The sequence below is a fragment of the Klebsiella sp. RHBSTW-00215 genome (assembly GCF_014103785.1).
GTDB lineage: Bacteria > Pseudomonadota > Gammaproteobacteria > Enterobacterales > Enterobacteriaceae > Klebsiella.
In genome coordinates this window covers 438,299-457,300 of record NZ_JABXQS010000001.1, presented here as the reverse complement: position 1 = coordinate 457,300, position 19,002 = coordinate 438,299, and the positions used below count along the sequence as shown (strand labels likewise).

Sequence of the window (19,002 nt, the reverse complement as noted above, 5' to 3'; positions counted from 1 at the left end):
CTCGTCATAATTACTTGTTGGTTTCGAGTCTAGCAAAGGGGATATAAATGTCACGATATAACAATTTTCCCTGCGTGGAATTTGTTACATCGAAAAAACAGGGTGTTATTTTTAGCTGAGTTTACGCGCTAATTTACGCCCGAGGCTTTCAAGAATATAAATAACCGGGATCTGCGTCGTAATATCGTAGACGCCGCCGATGCGCGTTTGCGGGACGTGCCACGAGAGATTAAAGTCCGCAAGCTTTGCCAGTCGCGAGTGTTCGTGGCTGGTGATGGACATCACTTTGCAGCGGTGCAGGCTGAACTGGCTGGCGAAACGCAGGATCTCTTCGGTTTCGCCGGAGACCGACAGCACGATCGCCAGCGCATTGCGCGCCATATCATTGGTGACCGGGAAATAAGGGTCATCGATATGATTGCTGAATTTCCCAACGTTAGAAAAGAAGCGGGCACCATATTTCGCCAGTGCGCCGGAAGTCCCCGCGCCAACGAAAATAATACGCTCAGAAGAGAGAATAATATCGACGGCCTGTTCCAGTAAGCCATCAAATTCATCGTTATTGACGCTTTTGAAAAAGCTCATTATTTCACTGGCACCGATATTTGCCTGTTGAGGCTCATTCTGCTCCAGATATAATTTAAAGCGTACGCGAAACTCTGAGTAGCCTTCGCACTGCAGCTTACGGCAGAAGCGCAGGACGGTTGTCGTAGAGACTCCGACGGCTTCCGCCAGTTCGCGGATGGTCATATACATCACTTTGTCACGATTCTTAATAACGTAGTGATAGACCATCATCTCAAGATTGTTGAGACTGGCGATAGCAGCGTGGGAGAAGATACTCACAGTGGCAAACTCACAATTCATAATGACCAGGACGGAATTATATCATGCAGCAGAATGACATTACCTTTTTTCAGCGCTTTCAGGACGACATCCTTGCCGGGCGTAAAACCATTACTATCCGCGATGCAGCCGAATCGCACTTTAAAGTGGGCGATATCCTGCGCGTTGGCCGTTACGAAGATAACGGCTATTTTTGCACCATCCGCGTAGTGGCGACCTCAACGGTAACCCTGGAGACGCTGACCGATCTCCATGCGCAGCAGGAGAATATGACGCTGACGCAACTACGAGACGTGATTGCGGAGATCTATCCGGGTGAACAGCAGTTTTATGTCATTGAATTCGAAACGCTTTAATAAAATAGTGAACGACTGTTAGTTGAAATTTAACTGTAACACTATGATTTTATAGTGTTCATAAATATTCATCTTTTTATTTTAGCTAACAGGTGTTCACTGGAATCATTCTCAGTTAACCTAAGTGAGCACAAAAAGCGTACTTGTTTTCGGAGTCAAATATGGTTCGCAAACCATTAATCACTCAGGGATATTCTCTGGCAGAGGAAATTGCCAACAGCATCAGCCACGGGATCGGGCTGGTGTTTGGTATCGTCGGTCTGGTGTTGTTGTTGGTGCAGGCGGTAGATAGCAACGCTGGCGCAACGGCTATCACCAGCTACAGCCTGTACGGCGGCAGCATGATTTTGCTGTTCCTCGCCTCCACTCTCTATCACGCGATTCCGCATCAGCGGGCTAAGCTGTGGCTGAAAAAGTTTGACCACTGCGCCATCTATCTGCTGATTGCCGGGACCTATACGCCGTTCCTGCTGGTGGGGCTAAATTCACCGCTATCGCGCGGGCTGATGATTGTTATCTGGAGCCTGGCGCTGCTGGGGATCCTGTTCAAGCTGACCATCGCGCATCGCTTTAAGATCCTCTCACTGGTGACCTACCTGACGATGGGCTGGCTGTCGCTTATCGTGGTTTATCAACTGGCGATTAAGCTGGCGGTGGGCGGCGTCACGCTGCTGGCGGTCGGCGGAGTGGTCTATTCGCTGGGGGTGATTTTTTACGTCTGCAAGCGCATTCCGTACAATCATGCAATCTGGCATGGGTTTGTGCTCGGCGGCAGCGTGTGTCACTTCCTGGCGATTTATCTGTACGTCGGACAGGTTTAAATTTCGCGAAATCTCCCGGGTTTTATAGCCCGGGCAGGCGCGCCAGCACCGCCTCCGGGACATTCTCCGTTGGTGATAGCTTGCTTGCCAGGGCTACGGCTTGGTGTTTTTTATTTAGACCACGGCTTTCACGATATCTATTAATCTGCGGATATCTTCTGGTCGTGTATTGCCGGTTTGCGGGTCGATTATCGAGCTGTAAACATGAGGCATCACGCGAGGTACACCTGCTTCCAGACAGCTTTGCAAAATAATGCCAAAGTTATCGAGATCGATTCCGCCGGTTGGTTCTATCAGCGTCATCCCGTTGCGCGCAGCGGTAGTCGCCAGCACATACAGTTCCGGTAGTGACTTCTCACCGCCCATTGGGAAAAACTTCGCTGCATGCGCCCCTGAATCCTGCATCATACGTACCGCCGCATCGCAGGAGACGCGGGCGGGCGTTCCCTGACTACTGCTGACTCCTGTTGAAATCAGCACCTCGCCCGGCGTTCCCGTCGGGCTGACCAGCGCGTTGATGTGCGTCTGTTCGCCGCCCGTCGTCGCCAGCGCCCCTGCCGCGAAACCGCAGCCGGTAAAGGTCTGGTTGACGTGTGCCGGATGTACCTTCGACGCGATCATCGCTGCCTTGTAATACTGCGCCGGATCCCCGGCTCCCAGCCCCACGGAGATGGACGGCACCTCCGCCATCCAGCGTTTGATCTCCTGAACGCCGTCTTCCACTGAAGTAAACTGCGCGGAGAGCACGCCGATCACCGCATGGCCCTCTGCGGCATCATAGATTTCCCTGGCATTGGCAATATCTTTCGCCAGCACGTTGATCGCCACTCGTTGGCGATAAAAATTAATCTGCTGCATGGTCTGCAATCTCCTTGAGTCGCGCCACGATTAACGCCATTTCCCCTTCTGCGACCGTCCGCGGATCGAGGCTAAATACGCCCTGGTGAAGGTTATAGCGTCGGGCATAAATGGCGATATCGCCGCCGCGCAGTTGCGCTTCCACTTCACGGGCGTCAATGCCTAACGCCTGCGCATTCACCCGGATACGAATACGCCAGATGGCACGCCCTGCTTCATCCTGCTCAATATCGGCGCTCAGCCCGCGAATCGCGGAAATTGCCTCCGCCACTGGCTGCAGTTGTTCGGCAGTCACTACCGCCTGCTCCTGATGATAATTTTCCAGCGCGTACACCAGCCCAACCATATTCTCCTTACCGATTTTCATCGCCCTGGCGATGCCGTGGTGCTGTGCTTTACAGGCAGCGATCCACGGTTTCTTACCGGTGATAAACCCGGAGGTGGGCGCGTTAAAGGCTTTTGCCCCACTGTAGACAACCATATCCGCTCCGCTCGACACCCAGGCGTGCAAATCCTCCTCGGCGGCGGCATCAACAATCAGCGGCAGGTTGCGAACCTGTGCGACCTGCGCAAAGTCTTCAATGCTCAACATCCCTTTCTGCACGCAGTGGTGTGATTTCACATACAGCAGCGCGGCGGTGTTGTCAGTAATCGCACTCTCCAGTTGCCAGCGGGCCGCCAGGTTGCTCGAACCCACCTCTACCACACGCCCGCCGCCGAGGCGAATGGCGCTGGTAATCGGCGCACCGTAGTCGACGTTATGCCCGCGCAGCATCACTACTTCGTTGGCCATACCGGAGCTGTCCGGCATCAGCGTGACTCTGGCCTGGTCACCACGGGTAATGGCGGCGGCGACGGCAATGGCGATGCCCGCCGAGGCGCAGGAAGTGACGTAACTGTCCTCTGCGTCGGTAAAGCGGGAAACCAGCTCGCCAGTACGGTCCACCAGTCTGTCGATTTCCACAAAGGCCGAGGCCGCCCGTGCCGTTGCCTGCATCACCTGTGGCGCGACGCTGGAGACGCCCAGAATCGTCATCTTGCCGCAGGCGTTAATAACTTGCTTTAGCCCCAGCTGTTGATAGATGTTCTGCGTCATGGCTTACAGTACTCCCAACAGCGAACAGACCACGCTCAGCGCGACAATCGACAGCAAAATAGTGGTGTAACGCGGCCCTTTCTTCAGCAGATAGAAGTAGACCGCGAATACCGCCGCTAGCGGCAGCAGGCCCGGTGCGATGGAGTCGAGGATCTGCTGGACGACCACCTCAGAACCTTTCAGGGCGCTGATTTTTAACGGCGTGGTAATTTTGACGTAGCTCGCCGAAAGCGCGCCCATCATGATCAAACCCAGCACGTTCGCGCCGTAGATCAGTTCTTTGATTCGCCCCCCTTGCAGCAGGCCGATTATTGAGTCGCGCCCCAGCGTGTAGCCTTTGTGCACCATGCCGTAGCTAATCGCCAGCGTAATCGCCGGGTAGAGAATTAAGGGCACAATACCGCCCATTGCGCTGCCGTTGGCGGCGAACGGAATAAAAATAGCAATCAGCAGCGGCATCACGGCGGCCCAGATAATGGAGTCGCCCATCCCGGCCAGCGGCCCCATCAGGCCGGTTTTAATCCCGGTGATCGAGGCGTCGCTAATCGGCTCGCCGCGGGTTTTTTGCTCCTCCATCGCAATGGAGATCCCCTGAATCACCGCACCAAAGGTCTGCTCTGAGTTGAAGAAGTTCAGATGACGTTTTAGCGCCTCTACCTGCTCCTCTTTTTGCGGGTAAAGCTTTTTGATGATCGGCGTCATCGAGGCGCAGAAAATCAGGCTTTGCAAACGCTCATAGGAGCTGGAAACTTCCGCACCCAACCAGTAGATAAACCAGGCTTTAGTGATATCGGCTTTGGTCAGCGTGCCGCTTACTCGTGCGCGTTCGACCAGTTCATTCTGCATTACGTCGCTGCTCATCATGCTGCTCCTTCATTTTTCGCCAGGCCTTTAATCAGGAAGGCCACGCAGGTGCCGAAGATGGCCATCGCCATGATGTCTACCTTCAGATACAGCACCGCGAAGAATCCACCAATGAACCACGGCAGCAGGCTCTTTTTACCGATCACCATAATGGTGATGGCGAAACCCAGAGCCGGGAGGATCCCGCCCATGATTTCAAAGGAGTGGGTCAGCCAGTGCGGCATCAGCTTGAGGAAACTTTCCACCACGTTCTGGCCGAAATAGTTGGCGGCAAATACCACCGGGAAGCGCAGTACCAGCCCAAGCAGTGCCGGGTAGAGGAAGGCGCAGCGCATAATGCCCGCCATATTCGCCGTTTCCGCATGTTTATCCGCCATATGCACCCAGGCGGCGTTCAGCGTACGACGCAACTGGTCGAGGAACACGCCGATCACGCCAAACGGAATCGCCAGCGCTATCGCCAGGTTCGGATCCATCCCGGCCTTCACGGCAATGGGAATAGCAATACAGGCGGCCAGCGCCGGGTCCGACGGTACGTTACCGCCCGGCGTCGAAGTTACGCCGAGATAGACGAGCTGCATGCCCGCACCAATAATCATTGCCGTTTGCATATTGCCGAGCAGCAAGCCGACGAAGACGGCGATAACCACCGGCTGTAGCAGCATGGCGGAGAAGGTGTAGCCAAGGCGTAATCGGGCAAACCAGTAATACAATCCCATCAGGCTTGCAAAGACTAAAGTATCCATAATTATTTACCCTGTTATCAGAGGATTAGAATTTTTTCAGGATATCGTCCAGAGACTGCGGCTTATCTTCCGGAATGGTCTGGAATACTGCCTTAATCCCGCGACTTTTCAGGTCGTTAAGAATGCCAACGTCTTTTTCATCCAGCGTGATGTTCTGGAAAACGACTTTGCGGTTCGGCCCGCCGCCTAAACCACCCACCTGAATGGCGGAGACATCAAACCCCAGCTGTACGGCTTCCTGAATCGCCGCCAGAGAAGGGAACAGCACCAGCACGTTGCCATCGCCAAGCTGATTTTCTTTCCACGATGCCGCAAAGCTCTGATTGCTGTAGCAATCCACTTTAATGTTTGGTGGCGCGGCCATCAGATAGATGTTTTTCATAAACGGATCGGCGTCCAGCTCATCACTGACTACCGCAATCCGGTTGGCCTGAGATTGTCCGACCCACTTTGTCACCACCTGTCCATGAATCAGGCGGCTGTCGATGCGACATAACACGATGTTAGCCATAATATTTTTCCCTTATTGTGGTTGTTGTAATTGACGAACGTGGGCGACAACGTCCAGACAGCTGCTGCGTGCGGCTTCCACCAGCTCGGCCACGCAGGCAGAGAGCGGCCCCTCTTCACGCCTGTCCAGCGCCTCCAGCAACAGCGAGGCATTTAGCCCGGAAACCACCGCCACCGGATAATCCGCACTCAGTCGCGCCGCCACGTTTGAGGTGGTACCACCAACAAAATCGGTCAGAATGAGTGAGCCTTCCGGCATGGTTTTCACAACGGCTTCGACACGCTGGTAAAATTCGCCCAGCGTATCGACGGGCATCAGCGCAATCTCCGTCACGCCTTTGATTTCGCCCGTCACCATGCACAGGCTGTTGCAAAGCTGTTGCCCCCAGCCGCCATGCGTCAGCAGCAGGATTTGGGACAAGGGTTCAGTGGTAGTCAAAATGGCCTCCTGGCTCTATTACGTTTACACACGTAGTAAGAGCAAAGGCTGTGCCAGAATTTGTGTCACGTGGGGGAGGAGAGAGGGCTGGCGAGGCGCAGAGCCACGCCAGATAAGGGGTTAGCGATACAACAGTTCGTAGATATAAAAATATTCCGCGTCGGATAAACGGATGGCATAAGCCTCTTCGATAGGCAGGAAGGCGGATTTAATGACACTAAACGCCCGGGCATCCAGATCGGGCTTGTTCTCCAGCGACATCTGTAACGGTTTGCGGTTAATCACGATACGCTCGACCATACAGCAGCAGTGGATCAGGAAGCGCAGTGTCACCTGGCGGCTCGGTTTCAGCGAAAGTGAGGTGGTCAGATGGTTGAGCACGCCTTCCATCTCTTTGAGAATGCGCTGAGGATTGAGCACCGAAATATGGTTGATGATGCTTTCCATGGTTAGCGCGCTGATAAAACGCATCGCGCTGCGCTCCATCTCCAGGCGGCGTTCGCTGCTTGAGAGATCCGGTGTCAGCAGGCTTAGCACCAGCTCCGGCCCCTGTTCGGAGAACAATTCTTCCAGCGAGATAAACGGAATATCCGGCAGACCGGGTTGGAAGGTGCCGACAATTCCCGCCAACCGTTCGCTGGGGTTAATCGCCTGCTGGACCCGCTCCAGACTGCGCACCTCATTGTAGTCGAGGATCACCATCCGCGTGTCCTGTGACATCAGTTCGCCAAAGCTTTCCTCCAGCACCTTTTTGATTTTCTCCGCCGTGCCCATGCCGGTAATGCAGGAGATTACCAGTACTTTACCGCCGTTCTCCTGCTGCGGCGTGCAGAGCTGGCAGGGGATATCTTTACTCTGCATTAACGCCGCCAGCTGTGGTAACTCGCTGGTTTCATAGCTTAAGTCCAGCCCTAACTCCAGCAGGCTGGTCAGAGTTATATTGGGCATCAGCAGTACGTCAATCTGAAATAGCTTGCTGATCGTACTGCCAAAATGAATCAGTGAGCCGATATCTACCATCAATATCAGCCGCTGCCAGCGTCGGGCCTGGATCATCTGGATTAACGTTTCGAGGGTGTCATGCACCGACTGCTCAAACGGCATGTCAATGGCGCTAAACAGCTCGCGCTCCAGCACCCGGTTCACGTACTGCGCCTGGCTGGTGGCCGTCGTCGAACCATGGGCAATCAAAATCACCCCGCAGTCCGGGCTGGCGTCGATGCGCTGGCGGTAATGTCGACATTCCTTCAGGAACAGGCATAGCCAGACCACTTCCGTCGCCGGGCACTGGATATGCAGTAGCTCGTTGATTTTTCGACACAGCAGCGTGGCATTGTCGTATTCATCTTTACAGCGGTCGAGGATCAGGCTGGAGGAGTAAAGCTGCGGGATAAGACCACGCTGCACGTAGCCAATCAGCGCCAGAAAGTGCTTACGCAGCGGATTCACCAGGTTTTCTGGCAGCGTAAACGTAAGCACCTGCTCCACGCAACCAATCAGCAGCGTCACGCGCTCCTCAATCTGATCGCCATAGCGCGGCGGATGGGCAATATTGTCGCGGCTGTAGAGACCATATTCAAAAATTGAACTGAGCTTGTTTTTCAGGATTGCCAGCGTTTCAGCTGGCGGAACGTTGCTGTTGCGCAGATTGACATATTCGCGAGTCAGGAAGCTGTAAAAGAGATCGCTCTCTTCAATCTCCGCTCCCGTCGCCAGCGAGGTTTTCAACGCCGGCAGCGTGCGCGCATCAACACTTAGCCGCTCTTTACCGTCAAATAGCGTATCGACCAGCAGACGCTGCTCCGGCGTGGCGTTAAACGGCATCTCCGCCAGCCGTTTATCCAACTGTAGCGTATCGCTATGCTCCGTCATCCCTGATGCCCACGCCTGGGCACACAGGAACTGAATATCACTTTTGAGCTGGCCAATATTGCCTTCCAGCGGTTTATTTAACAGCCAGAGCAGCAGCGTTTTGTCGATGCTTATTGTGCGCTCGATTTTACGGCTCTCACGCTGTAAGAAACCGACAATCAATTCAACCTGTTCTTCCACCGAGCGCTGGCGAATACCGGGCAGATCGATGCAGACCTGAATACGCCGCTGGAAGGTGCGCAACAGTGCCGAGCTGACTGGTTCAGTCGTTGCACAAATCAGGCGTACCGAAATTGAGCGCGCAGTGGCGCTCGAGCCGAGCGGGCGATACTGGCCTTTGTCGAGAATGGAGAATAGCTTTTCCTGCCCTTCATACGGCAGACGGTGGACCTCATCGAGCAGTAGATAGCCACCATCGGCCTGTTCAACCAAACCGGGTTTATTCTCGTTTGCTCCGGTAAATGCCCCCTGCCGGTGACCAAACAGGTGCGAGGAGAGCAGTTCCGGGTTATGGGCATATTCTGCACAGTTAAAGTAGACCAGCGGCGGCGCAGTTCCCGTTGCATGTTCGCAGGCAAAGCGATGCATCAGTTCGGCAAAGAAGGTTTTGCCAACGCCGGAAGGGCCGGTCAACAGCACATGCAACCCGTGGGGATAAAGTACCGCAGCGCGGCCTTTTTCCACCGCGTCACGCAGACTACGGTCATAACCAATCAGGCCGCTAAAAGGGTCATCAGTCGAGTGGTCTTCCTGATGGGGGAGCAGATCGGCAACCGTGCGCACTTCACGCTCGGATTCCTCCAGCGTGCGTCCCAGCAGCGTTTCCACCGCTTGACGGTGCAGGAAGAATACCGGACGGCCACGGCTCTTAATGACCAAACCGTCGCTCCACAACTGATTGAGATCTTTACTCACTGAGTTACGCGCCAGCCCAAGGTTAAAGCCGATGGCTTCTGCCGTAAACGCCGTCTCCTGCGCTAAATCTGCAAGACTCAAGCCGCTCGTCAGCCGCGCCAGCTCTCCCTGTATTACCTCAATCCGTCTCATTCTCTTTACCGCTTAAGAAATAAATGATTGTTCAGAACATACACTATTCTGCTATGCATGAAAGTGGCCTGGGGCCAGAGATGGTGCATTAGCTCAAAGACGGATATGGCCGTTGAGAGACTGCAGGGAGGCGGTATCGTTTTCGGGAGATTCCCCGGCGGAGCTACTATATGGCCGGCTACAAGTTCACAGCCGCCTGCTGTCCGGTAGCCCGGACAGGCGCATTGCGCCGCCTCCGGGGAGACGGCTTAATTGAGGCTTAACCTTCTTCCAGCGAATACGGCAGCGGTTCGATGCTCAGGCTACCGGCATCATCGCGCACACGGAATACGCTGTCCGGCTCCATATCGTTATTCATCACCACCTGCACCAGCAGGCGACCATCGTCTAACTGCACGGCGGCTAAAACGGTGCCGGTACGACGCCAGTTTTCACCCATTTTCAGCTCAAGGTCCTCCCCGGCTTCCGGCACGCGGCTGGCTTTCCCCGCCAGGGACCACAGAGCACGCTTGTTGGCACCGCGGAATTTTGCGCGGGCAACCATTTCCTGACCGGTGTAGCAGCCTTTCTTAAAGCTGATGCCGCCTAATGCCTGAAGGTTAGTCGCTTGCGGAATAAACTGTGCGCTGTTGGCGCTGTCGATAACCGGCAGTCCGGCTTCAATATTCAGCGCCAGCCACTGCTGGCTGTTGTTAAGCTGCGCTTCACCGCGCAGGGCCTCGGTGACGCGGGTGGCGGTTGCCTCATCGGTCACCAGCAGGAAACGCTCGGCCGGATGCTCAAACCACAGCAGGCTGGTGGATCCTTCACTGACAACCTGCTTGTCGGCATTCGGCAGTTCGCTAAACAGCGGTGCCAGCGCAGCACGGGCCTGGAAACCGGCGACGCCCAGCAGCACCAGTTCATCATCGGCGGCGATCGTCACTTTAGAGAACACCGCGTATTTTTTCAGTTCAGTCAATTGCGCGTCGCGTAGGCTGCGGCGTTCAATCCACGCAAACCCCTCGTTACGGCGGAAAACGCGCAGGTTGCTCCACATCTTGCCTTTAGCATCGCAATGCGCGGCAAGCAGGTGCTGCTCGTTGGTTAGTTGACTGATATCAGCGGTAATCTGCCCTTGCAGATATTTTTCGCCATCCGCACCGGTAATCGTCGCCAGCGCCCAGTCATCCAGCGTCATCAGCGTTAACGGCAGACGCGCGCAAGAGGAAGGCTGACGCGGAGGAAAAGGTGTAAAAGCCATAGTCATATCCCGAATAGCTTAACGCAGAGTGTGTGACTAATGGTAAAAGAGCTAGAGTGCAATGCAAGCGCTTTCGGCAAGCCATTTGTGCCCTCAATGGTGGGAAGCTATACCGCAGGAAATAATGAAAGACCTGATAATTTTAGGGTTTTCATGGAGGCGCGCTCGCGAATCTTGATATTCCTGTGAAGTCAGTGGCGAAAACGGGTTAAACTAAGAAATATTTATAAGTAGGAAGTAAACATGGATATTAACAATAAAGCTCGTATCCACTGGGCGTGTCGCCGGGGGATGCGTGAACTCGATATCTCCATCATGCCGTTTTTTGAGTACGAGTACGATACGCTCAGCGATGGTGACAAGCTGTTGTTCATCCGCCTGCTGGAAAACGACGATCCGGACCTGTTCAACTGGTTAATGAACCATGGTGAACCGGCTGATGCGGAACTGCAACGGATGGTAAAATTAATTCAGATACGGAATCGGGAACGTGGTCCTGTGGCAATCTGATTTACGCATCTCATGGCGAGCGCAGTGGTTCTCACTGCTGCTGCACGGCGTTGTGGCGGCACTCGTGCTGCTGATGCCCTGGCCGCTCAGCTACACCCCGTTATGGCTGATACTGCTATCGCTGGTGGTGTTTGACTGCGTGCGCAGCCAGAGGCGGATTCACGCCCGTCAGGGCGAAATAAAACTGCTGATGGACTCCCGACTGCGCTGGCAAAAAGCGGAGTGGGAAATCGTCGGTACCCCGTGGGTGATCAATAGCGGAATGCTGCTGCGTCTGCGGGATACAAAAAACCACCGTACCCAGCATCTGTGGGTCGCGGCAGATAGTATGGACGCGGGAGAGTGGCGAGACCTGCGCCGACTGGTGTTACAGAAATCGGCGCAAGATTAAGTCAAGCCTCAGGCGAACTGCTCAGCCATTTCGCCGAGGATTTGCTCGCACCAGCTCTGGATACGTTCATCGCTCAGGTCGTACTGGTTAGTTTCATCCAGCGCCAGCCCAACAAACAGCTGCCCGTCGGCGATAACCGGTTTCGGACTGGTAAACTCATAGCCTTCAGTTGGCCAATAGCCGATGAACTTCACGCCTTTGGTTGCCAGCTTGTCGTGCAGCATACCCAGTGCATCAAGGAACCATTCGCCGTAGCCTAACTGGTCGCCCATACCGTATAGCGCGACGATCTTATCTTGCAGATCCAGCGTATCGAGCTGCTGCCAGACGGCCTCCCAATCTTCCTGGATTTCACCGAAATCCCAGGTTGGAATGCCGAGGATCAGCACGTCATATTGCGTCATCAGGGCAGGGGAATCATCTTTCAGGTTATGCAGCGTCACCAGCTCAGGGCCGATGATATCGCGGATTTTTTCCGCCGCCATTTCGGTGTAGCAGGTGCTGGAACCGTAAAAAAGACCTATGTTCATCGCAAAAATGTCTCAATTCTTGTTGTGACTTTGTGCTTAGTCTACCAGAAAGGCCGTGGCCGCCTGCAACTCGAATTATTTAGGGTATAATGACGCCGTTTTGATAAGCAAAGAGGCCGATGTGAAACAGGATCTCGCACAAATCGAGCAGTTTCTCGATGCTTTATGGCTGGAGCGTAATCTGGCGGAGAACACGCTAAGCGCCTATCGCCGGGACCTGACGATGGTGGTCGAATGGCTGCATCATCGCGGGCTGTCGCTTGCCAGCGTGAGCGGCGAGGATCTTCAGTCGCTGTTGGCGGAGCGCCAGACCGGGGGCTATAAAGCCACTAGTACTGCACGCTTGCTGAGCGCCGTACGTCGTTTCTTTCAGCATCTTTATCGGGAAAAAATCCGCCCGGATGATCCAAGCGCGCTGCTGGCATCTCCAAAGCTGCCGCAGAGGCTGCCGAAGGATCTGAGCGAAGCCCAGGTTGAACGTCTGCTGCAGGCACCGCTGGTGGAGCAACCGCTGGAGCTGCGCGATAAAGCGATGCTGGAAGTGCTGTACGCGACGGGTCTGCGCGTCTCAGAACTGGTGGGCTTGACCATGAGCGACATCAGCCTGCGCCAGGGCGTTGTGCGCGTGATTGGTAAAGGCAATAAAGAACGACTGGTACCGTTAGGCGAAGAGGCGGTACTGTGGGTTGAGAATTACCTTGAGTACGGGCGTCCCTGGTTGCTGAACGGCGTGGCGTCCGATGTGCTTTTTCCCAGCCAGCGCGCGCAGCAGATGACGCGCCAGACGTTCTGGCATCGGATTAAACACTATTCCGTACTGGCGGGGATTGACAGCGCAAAGCTCTCCCCGCACGTGTTACGCCATGCGTTCGCCACGCATTTACTTAACCATGGCGCGGACTTACGCGTGGTGCAGATGCTGTTAGGACACAGCGATCTCTCCACGACGCAGATCTACACCCACGTGGCGACCGAGCGTCTGCGACAACTTCATCAACAGCATCACCCGCGTGCGTGAGCGCTGAATAAAAAGGATTGAGTATGAAAAAAGGTTTACTGATGTTCACCCTGCTGGCGACCACCTTATCCGGTGCAGCACATGCCGATAGCGCGGCGATTAAGCAGCTGCTGGCAAAGCTGGGTGTGCAGAGCACGGACGTGCAACCTTCTCCGGTCAAGGGCATCAGCACCGTGTTGACGGATAGCGGCGTTCTGTACGTCACCGATGATGGTAAGCACATCATCCAGGGGCCGATGTACGATGTCAGCGGCGCGCAGCCGGTGAACGTTACCAACACGTTGCTGGCCGGTAAGCTCAACGCGCTGGAAAAAGAGATGATTGTCTACAAAGCGCCGCAGGAAAAACACGTCATCACCGTCTTCACCGACATTACCTGCGGCTATTGTCACAAGCTGCACGAGCAGATGAGCGACTACAACGCGCTGGGTATCACCGTGCGCTACCTGGCCTTCCCGCGCCAGGGACTGCAAAGCGAAGCCGAGCAGAATATGAAGGCTATCTGGTGCGCCAAAGATCCTAACAAAGCGCTGGATAACGCCATGAGCGGCAAAGCCGTAGAGGCTGCCAGCTGCGATGTTGATATCGCTAAACACTACACGCTTGGCGTGCAGCTTGGTGTTAACGGCACCCCGGCGATGGTGCTGAGCGACGGGACCCTTATGCCGGGCTATCGCGATCCTAAAGACCTGAAAGCGCTCCTTGATGAGCATCAAAAACAGACAAGCGGTAACTGATTCGCGTGAAACAACAGATACAACTACGCCGCCGGGAGGCGGCTGACGGCGCCGACTTACCTCCAGACCTTCCTCCGCTCCTGCAACGGCTGTACGCCAGCCGGGGCGTGCGCAGTGCGCAGGAGCTGGAACGCGGCGTGAAAGGCATGCTGCCGTGGGCGCAACTGACCGGCGTCGAAAAAGCGGTAGAAATGCTCTACGGCGCATTTAAGCAACAACTGCACATCGTGGTGGTTGGCGATTTTGACGCCGATGGCGCCACCAGTACGGCGTTGAGCGTGCTCGCCTTGCGCGCGCTGGGTTACGGCAACGTTTCCTATCTGGTGCCTAACCGCTTTGAAGACGGTTACGGCCTGAGCCCGGAAGTGGTCGATCAGGCTCATGCCCGCGGCGCGCAGATGATTATGACCGTTGATAACGGTATCTCATCACATGCTGGCGTCGATCACGCCCATGCTCTGGGCATTCCGGTGCTGGTGACCGATCACCACCTGCCTGGCGACACGCTGCCCGCAGCTGATGCGATCATTAACCCAAACCTGCGCGACTGTGAGTTCCCATCGAAATCGCTGGCCGGGGTTGGCGTGGCTTTTTATCTGATGCTGGCGCTGCGCACTTTCCTGCGTGATAAAGGCTGGTTTGAGGAGCGCGGCATCGCGCCGCCGAATCTGGCTGACTTACTCGACCTGGTGGCGCTTGGCACCGTGGCAGATGTGGTGCCGCTGGATGCCAACAACCGTATTTTGACCTGGCAGGGGCTGAGCCGCATTCGGGCGGGTAAATGCCGTCCGGGTATTAAGGCGCTGCTGGAAATCTCTAATCGCGATCCGCAAAAGCTGGCGGCCAGCGATCTCGGTTTTGCTCTCGGTCCGCGCCTTAATGCGGCCGGACGGCTGGATGATATGTCCGTCGGCGTCGCATTGCTGCTGTGCGAGAGTACCGGCGAAGCGCGGGTGCTGGCGAATGAACTGGATGCGCTAAACCAGACGCGCAAAGAGATTGAACAGGGGATGCAGGCGGAAGCGCTGACCTTATGTGAAAAGCTGGAGCGCAGCAGCGAGACGCTGCCTGGCGGGCTGGCGATGTACCACCCGCAGTGGCACCAGGGCGTGGTCGGCATCCTGGCTTCACGTATTAAAGAGCGTTTTCACCGCCCGGTCATCGCTTTTGCGCCCACCGGAGACGGACTGCTAAAAGGTTCCGGTCGTTCGATTCAGGGGCTGCATATGCGCGATGCGCTGGAGCGCCTGGATACGCTCTATCCTGGCATGATTCTGAAGTTCGGCGGTCACGCCATGGCGGCAGGACTGTCGCTGGAAGAGGCGCGCTTTGATGAGTTTCAGCAGCGCTTTGGCGAACTGGTGACCGAGTGGCTCGACCCCGCGCTATTGCAAGGGGAAGTGGTTTCCGACGGCCCGTTAGCAGCGGCTGAAATGAGCATGGAAGTCGCTCAAATGCTGCGCGATGCGGGCCCCTGGGGGCAAATGTTCCCCGAACCGCTGTTTGATGGTCATTTTCGCATTTTGCAGCAGCGCCTGGTCGGCGAACGTCACCTGAAAGTGATGGTTGAACCGGTTGGCGGCGGCCCGCTGCTGGATGGTATCGCGTTTAATGTCGATACTTCCATTTGGCCAGATAACGGCGTGCGCGAAGTCCAGCTTGCCTACAAGCTTGATATCAATGAGTTCCGCGGCAACCGCAGCCTGCAGCTGATCATTGACCACCTCTGGCCAAATTGACAACAGTATATTAATGGGAGCGCGAATCCGGTAGAATTCCGCTCTTATCACCGCATTTTGACGAATCCATTAAAAGAAACCGACCATGTTTGAAATAAATCCGGTAAATAACCGCATTCAGGACCTCACGGAGCGCTCGAACGTTCTTAGGGGGTATCTTTGACTACGATGCTAAGAAAGAGCGTCTCGAAGAAGTAAACGCCGAGCTGGAACAGCCGGACGTGTGGAACGAGCCAGAGCGCGCACAGGCGCTGGGCAAAGAACGTTCCTCACTGGAAGCCATCGTGGATACGCTGGATCAGATGTCCCAAGGGCTGGATGACGTTTCCGGTCTGCTGGAGCTGGCCGTTGAAGCCGACGACGAAGAAACCTTCAACGAAGCCGTTGCTGAACTCGACGTGCTGGAAGAGAAACTCGCGCAGTTGGAATTCCGCCGCATGTTCTCCGGTGAATACGACAGCGCCGATTGCTATCTGGATATCCAGGCCGGTTCCGGCGGTACGGAAGCGCAGGACTGGGCCAGCATGCTGACGCGTATGTATCTGCGCTGGGCCGAAGCGCGCGGCTTTAAAACCGAGATTATCGAAGAGTCTGAAGGCGAAGTGGCGGGTATTAAGTCCGTCACCATTAAGATTATCGGCGACTACGCCTACGGTTGGTTGCGTACCGAAACCGGCGTCCATCGCCTGGTGCGTAAGAGCCCGTTCGATTCCGGCGGCCGTCGCCACACCTCTTTCAGCTCTGCGTTCGTTTACCCGGAAGTGGATGACGATATTGATATCGAAATCAACCCGGCGGATCTGCGTATCGACGTTTACCGCGCATCCGGTGCGGGCGGTCAGCACGTTAACCGTACGGAGTCTGCGGTGCGTATCACCCATATTCCGACCGGCTTAGTGACGCAGTGTCAGAACGACCGTTCACAGCATAAAAACAAAGACCAGGCCATGAAGCAGATGAAAGCCAAGCTTTATGAACTGGAAATGCAGAAGAAAAATGCCGAGAAGCAGGCGATGGAAGATACCAAATCCGACATCGGCTGGGGCAGCCAGATCCGTTCTTACGTGCTGGACGATTCCCGCATCAAAGATCTGCGCACCGGGGTGGAAACCCGCAACACTCAGGCAGTGCTGGACGGCAGCCTGGATCAATTTATCGAAGCAAGTTTGAAAGCAGGGTTATGAGGAACCAACATGTCTGAACAACAAGCACAGGGCGCTGACGCGGCAATTGACCTTAATAATGAACTGAAAGCCCGTCGTGAGAAGCTGGCCGCACTGCGTGAGCAGGGCATCCCGTTCCCGAATGATTTCCGTCGTGACCACACCTCTGATCAACTGCACGCTGACTTCGATGCGAAAGAAAACGAAGAGCTGGAAGCGCTGAACGTTGAGGTCGCTGTTGCTGGCCGCATGATGACCCGTCGTATCATGGGTAAAGCCTCTTTCGTTACGCTGCAGGACGTTGGCGGCCGCATTCAGCTGTACGTTGCGCGTGACGATCTGGCGGAAGGCGTCTACAACGAGCAGTTCAAGAAATGGGATCTCGGGGACATCATCGCTGCACGCGGTAAGCTGTTCAAAACCAAAACCGGTGAACTCTCTATCCATTGCACCGAGTTGCGTTTGCTGACCAAAGCCCTGCGCCCGCTGCCGGACAAATTCCACGGCCTGCAGGATCAGGAAGCGCGCTATCGTCAGCGCTACCTGGACCTGATCTCCAACGATGAATCCCGCAACACTTTTAAAATTCGTTCGCAGATCCTGGCTGGTATCCGTCAGTTCATGGTTGGCCGCAACTTTATGGAAGTGGAAACCCCGATGATGCAGGTGATCCCTGGCGGCGCATCTGCCCGTCCGTTTGTCACTCATCACAATGCCCTGGATATGGACATGTACCTGCGTATCGCGCCGGAACTGTACCTGAAGCGTCTGGTGGTCGGCGGCTTCGAGCGCGTGTTCGAAATCAACCGTAACTTCCGCAACGAAGGCATCTCCGTTCGTCATAACCCAGAGTTCACCATGATGGAACTCTATATGGCTTATGCGGACTATAAAGATCTGATCGAGCTGACCGAATCCCTGTTCCGCACCCTGGCGCAGAATATCCTCGGCAACACTGCGGTGCCTTATGGCGATCAGACCTTCGATTTCGGCAAGCCGTTTGAAAAACTGACCATGCGCGAAGCGATTAAGAAATATCGTCCGGAAACCGAGATGGCGGACCTGGATAACTTCGACTCTGCGAAAGCCATTGCTGAATCTATCGGCGTTCACGTTGAGAAGAGCTGGGGCCTGGGCCGTATCGTGACCGAGATCTTCGAAGAAGTAGCGGAAGCGCACCTGATTCAGCCGACTTTCATTACTGAATACCCGGCAGAAGTCTCTCCGCTGGCGCGTCGTAACGACGAGAACCCGGAAATCACCGACCGCTTTGAATTCTTTATCGGCGGCCGCGAAATCGGTAACGGCTTCAGCGAACTGAACGACGCAGAAGACCAGGCGCAGCGCTTCCTGGATCAGGTAAACGCGAAAGCTGCCGGTGACGACGAAGCGATGTTCTACGACGAAGACTACGTGACCGCGCTGGAGCACGGCCTGCCGCCGACTGCGGGTCTGGGTATTGGTATCGACCGTATGGTCATGCTGTTCACTAACAGCCATACCATCCGCGACGTGATCCTGTTCCCGGCGATGCGTCCGGTAAAATAAGCATTACCGTAATAAACGAAACCCCAGCAGAGCTGGGGTTTTTTATGCCTGACGGCTAAAATTTATCAATGCGTTACGCGCATTATCATCCGCAGCCTGCATCACCATCCACGGGCTGAAAGCCCACGGCGTGGCGCGGATCCCGCTGAAAACATCTTCAAGATTGCACCACTGGAAATCCATCACTTCATCAGGATTTATCTGTAGCGGGCTGGCTCTTCGGGCGGCATACACCGGGCAGACTTCATTTTCGACAATACCGTTTGGCGCCACGGCCCGATAGCGAAATTCAGGATAAACAGGCGTTATGCTGTGGATATCGACGCCCAGCTCAAAGCGGCAGCGGCGCGCAACGGCCTGCTCAAACGTTTCGCCCGTTTGCGGGTGCCCGCAAACCGAGTTAGTCCACACGCCGGGCCAGGCTTTTTTAGCCAGCGAACGTCGGGTGACCAGCAGCTGACTATGTTCATTAAACAACCAGCAGGAAAACGCGAGGTGCAGCGGGGTGTCGAGGGTGTGAGCGGTATACTTCTCCAGCATACCTGAAGGCTTATCTTGCTCATCCAGCAAGATGACATGTTCCTGTCGCATAGTGTCCACCAAGAATCTTAAGCACTCGCTATTATAAGCCTTAATGCGACGGAATAATTAACACTTCGGACTATTTA

20 protein-coding genes are annotated in these 19,002 nt (G+C 55.2%); 9 read left to right on the top strand and 11 right to left on the bottom strand.

Annotated features, from left to right (window positions below; all coding sequences use genetic code 11):
* Window positions 1-111 precede the first annotated feature (111 nt).
* Window positions 112-840 (bottom strand): MurR/RpiR family transcriptional regulator, encoded by a 729-nt coding sequence (locus HV127_RS02185; protein WP_182240537.1) that lies wholly within the window; start codon window positions 838-840, stop codon window positions 112-114.
* Window positions 841-890: 50 nt separating this feature from the next.
* On the opposite strand from HV127_RS02185, the gene yqfB reads away from it, so the two are divergent.
* Window positions 891-1,202 (top strand): N(4)-acetylcytidine aminohydrolase, encoded by a 312-nt coding sequence (yqfB, locus tag HV127_RS02180; protein ID WP_110276712.1) that lies wholly within the window; start codon window positions 891-893, stop codon window positions 1,200-1,202.
* 161 nt (window positions 1,203-1,363) lie between these two features.
* Complete coding sequence (locus HV127_RS02175) at window positions 1,364-2,023, top strand: hemolysin III family protein (protein ID WP_112216534.1); 660 nt, start codon at window positions 1,364-1,366, stop codon at window positions 2,021-2,023.
* Window positions 2,024-2,137: 114 nt separating this feature from the next.
* Here the strand turns inward: HV127_RS02175 and HV127_RS02170 are convergent, their stop codons facing one another.
* The 8 genes from HV127_RS02170 to ygfZ form a co-directional block, all read right to left on the bottom strand.
* The gene (locus tag HV127_RS02170) at window positions 2,138-2,881 is read right to left on the bottom strand and encodes a 2-dehydro-3-deoxy-phosphogluconate aldolase (RefSeq protein WP_182234865.1); all 744 of its coding nucleotides are present in this window, start codon (window positions 2,879-2,881) and stop codon (window positions 2,138-2,140) included.
* On the bottom strand, window positions 2,868-3,977 hold the full coding sequence (gene dgaE / locus HV127_RS02165) for a D-glucosaminate-6-phosphate ammonia lyase (RefSeq protein ID WP_182234862.1): 1,110 nt from the start codon (window positions 3,975-3,977) through the stop codon (window positions 2,868-2,870). The genes HV127_RS02170 and dgaE overlap by 14 nt, the downstream gene beginning before the upstream one ends.
* Before the next feature lie 3 nt (window positions 3,978-3,980).
* On the bottom strand, window positions 3,981-4,841 hold the full coding sequence (locus HV127_RS02160) for a PTS system mannose/fructose/sorbose family transporter subunit IID (RefSeq protein ID WP_167492726.1): 861 nt from the start codon (window positions 4,839-4,841) through the stop codon (window positions 3,981-3,983).
* Window positions 4,838-5,587, bottom strand: coding sequence for a PTS sugar transporter subunit IIC (locus HV127_RS02155; RefSeq protein WP_110276708.1), 750 nt, complete (start codon window positions 5,585-5,587; stop codon window positions 4,838-4,840). Before HV127_RS02155 ends, HV127_RS02160 begins: the two co-directional genes overlap by 4 nt.
* Window positions 5,588-5,612: 25 nt before the next feature.
* The gene (locus HV127_RS02150) at window positions 5,613-6,098 is read right to left on the bottom strand and encodes a PTS system mannose/fructose/N-acetylgalactosamine-transporter subunit IIB (protein WP_181484936.1); all 486 of its coding nucleotides are present in this window, start codon (window positions 6,096-6,098) and stop codon (window positions 5,613-5,615) included.
* A gap of 12 nt (window positions 6,099-6,110) precedes the next feature.
* Entirely contained in the window at window positions 6,111-6,536 is a 426-nt protein-coding gene (locus HV127_RS02145; protein ID WP_182234860.1) for a PTS sugar transporter subunit IIA, read from the bottom strand.
* A gap of 120 nt (window positions 6,537-6,656) precedes the next feature.
* A complete protein-coding gene (gene dagR, locus HV127_RS02140) occupies window positions 6,657-9,455 on the bottom strand; it encodes a transcriptional regulator DagR (protein WP_182234858.1) in 2,799 nt (932 codons plus the stop codon).
* A gap of 259 nt (window positions 9,456-9,714) precedes the next feature.
* Window positions 9,715-10,698 carry a tRNA-modifying protein YgfZ gene (ygfZ, locus tag HV127_RS02135; RefSeq protein ID WP_182234856.1) on the bottom strand — a complete coding sequence of 328 codons (984 nt, stop codon included), beginning with the start codon at window positions 10,696-10,698 and terminating at the stop codon, window positions 9,715-9,717.
* 243 nt (window positions 10,699-10,941) lie between these two features.
* Between ygfZ and sdhE the strand changes: the two genes are divergently transcribed.
* Window positions 10,942-11,208, top strand: coding sequence for an FAD assembly factor SdhE (sdhE, locus tag HV127_RS02130; protein WP_110276703.1), 267 nt, complete (start codon window positions 10,942-10,944; stop codon window positions 11,206-11,208).
* The gene (locus tag HV127_RS02125) at window positions 11,189-11,599 is read left to right on the top strand and encodes a protein YgfX (RefSeq protein WP_110276702.1); all 411 of its coding nucleotides are present in this window, start codon (window positions 11,189-11,191) and stop codon (window positions 11,597-11,599) included. The genes sdhE and HV127_RS02125 overlap by 20 nt, the downstream gene beginning before the upstream one ends.
* Before the next feature lie 8 nt (window positions 11,600-11,607).
* Here HV127_RS02125 and fldB read toward each other — a convergent pair whose 3' ends face one another.
* Window positions 11,608-12,129 carry a flavodoxin FldB gene (fldB, locus tag HV127_RS02120; RefSeq protein ID WP_182234854.1) on the bottom strand — a complete coding sequence of 174 codons (522 nt, stop codon included), beginning with the start codon at window positions 12,127-12,129 and terminating at the stop codon, window positions 11,608-11,610.
* A 121-nt stretch (window positions 12,130-12,250) separates the two neighbouring features.
* Between fldB and xerD the strand changes: the two genes are divergently transcribed.
* The 5 genes from xerD to lysS all read left to right on the top strand — a co-directional run bounded on the left by xerD (window position 12,251) and on the right by lysS (window position 18,334).
* Window positions 12,251-13,147, top strand: a complete 897-nt coding sequence (xerD, locus tag HV127_RS02115; RefSeq protein WP_182234852.1) for a site-specific tyrosine recombinase XerD — start codon at window positions 12,251-12,253, stop codon at window positions 13,145-13,147.
* A gap of 23 nt (window positions 13,148-13,170) precedes the next feature.
* A complete protein-coding gene (gene dsbC, locus HV127_RS02110) occupies window positions 13,171-13,884 on the top strand; it encodes a bifunctional protein-disulfide isomerase/oxidoreductase DsbC (protein WP_181484942.1) in 714 nt (237 codons plus the stop codon).
* A gap of 5 nt (window positions 13,885-13,889) precedes the next feature.
* On the top strand, window positions 13,890-15,623 hold the full coding sequence (recJ, locus tag HV127_RS02105; protein ID WP_182234850.1) for a single-stranded-DNA-specific exonuclease RecJ: 1,734 nt from the start codon (window positions 13,890-13,892) through the stop codon (window positions 15,621-15,623).
* Between the two features lie 85 nt (window positions 15,624-15,708).
* A protein-coding gene (prfB, locus tag HV127_RS02100; RefSeq protein WP_182234848.1) for a peptide chain release factor 2 occupies window positions 15,709-16,807 on the top strand; the annotation gives its coding sequence in 2 pieces (ribosomal slippage) (window positions 15,709-15,783 and window positions 15,785-16,807; 1,098 coding nt in all).
* A 9-nt stretch (window positions 16,808-16,816) separates the two neighbouring features.
* Window positions 16,817-18,334, top strand: a complete 1,518-nt coding sequence (gene lysS, locus HV127_RS02095; protein ID WP_182234846.1) for a lysine--tRNA ligase — start codon at window positions 16,817-16,819, stop codon at window positions 18,332-18,334.
* Between the two features lie 42 nt (window positions 18,335-18,376).
* Here lysS and idi read toward each other — a convergent pair whose 3' ends face one another.
* Window positions 18,377-18,925, bottom strand: a complete 549-nt coding sequence (gene idi, locus HV127_RS02090; RefSeq protein WP_182234844.1) for an isopentenyl-diphosphate Delta-isomerase — start codon at window positions 18,923-18,925, stop codon at window positions 18,377-18,379.
* Between the last annotated feature and the right edge of the window lie 77 nt (window positions 18,926-19,002).

Excerpts from the sequence above, each read along its gene's own strand:
- dgaE (WP_182234862.1), bottom strand. The coding sequence starts at position 3,977 with ATGACGCAGAACATCTATCAACAGCTGGGGCTAAAGCAAGTTATTAAC.
- lysS (WP_182234846.1), top strand. The coding sequence starts at position 16,817 with ATGTCTGAACAACAAGCACAGGGCGCTGACGCGGCAATTGACCTTAAT.
- sdhE (WP_110276703.1), top strand. The coding sequence starts at position 10,942 with ATGGATATTAACAATAAAGCTCGTATCCACTGGGCGTGTCGCCGGGGG.
- HV127_RS02150 (WP_181484936.1), bottom strand. The coding sequence starts at position 6,098 with ATGGCTAACATCGTGTTATGTCGCATCGACAGCCGCCTGATTCATGGA.
- HV127_RS02160 (WP_167492726.1), bottom strand. The coding sequence starts at position 4,841 with ATGATGAGCAGCGACGTAATGCAGAATGAACTGGTCGAACGCGCACGA.
- HV127_RS02155 (WP_110276708.1), bottom strand. The coding sequence starts at position 5,587 with ATGGATACTTTAGTCTTTGCAAGCCTGATGGGATTGTATTACTGGTTT.
- dsbC (WP_181484942.1), top strand. The coding sequence starts at position 13,171 with ATGAAAAAAGGTTTACTGATGTTCACCCTGCTGGCGACCACCTTATCC.
- fldB (WP_182234854.1), bottom strand. The coding sequence starts at position 12,129 with ATGAACATAGGTCTTTTTTACGGTTCCAGCACCTGCTACACCGAAATG.
- ygfZ (WP_182234856.1), bottom strand. The coding sequence starts at position 10,698 with ATGGCTTTTACACCTTTTCCTCCGCGTCAGCCTTCCTCTTGCGCGCGT.
- HV127_RS02170 (WP_182234865.1), bottom strand. The coding sequence starts at position 2,881 with ATGCAGCAGATTAATTTTTATCGCCAACGAGTGGCGATCAACGTGCTG.
- idi (WP_182234844.1), bottom strand. The coding sequence starts at position 18,925 with ATGCGACAGGAACATGTCATCTTGCTGGATGAGCAAGATAAGCCTTCA.
- yqfB (WP_110276712.1), top strand. The coding sequence starts at position 891 with ATGCAGCAGAATGACATTACCTTTTTTCAGCGCTTTCAGGACGACATC.
- HV127_RS02175 (WP_112216534.1), top strand. The coding sequence starts at position 1,364 with ATGGTTCGCAAACCATTAATCACTCAGGGATATTCTCTGGCAGAGGAA.
- dagR (WP_182234858.1), bottom strand. The coding sequence starts at position 9,455 with ATGAGACGGATTGAGGTAATACAGGGAGAGCTGGCGCGGCTGACGAGC.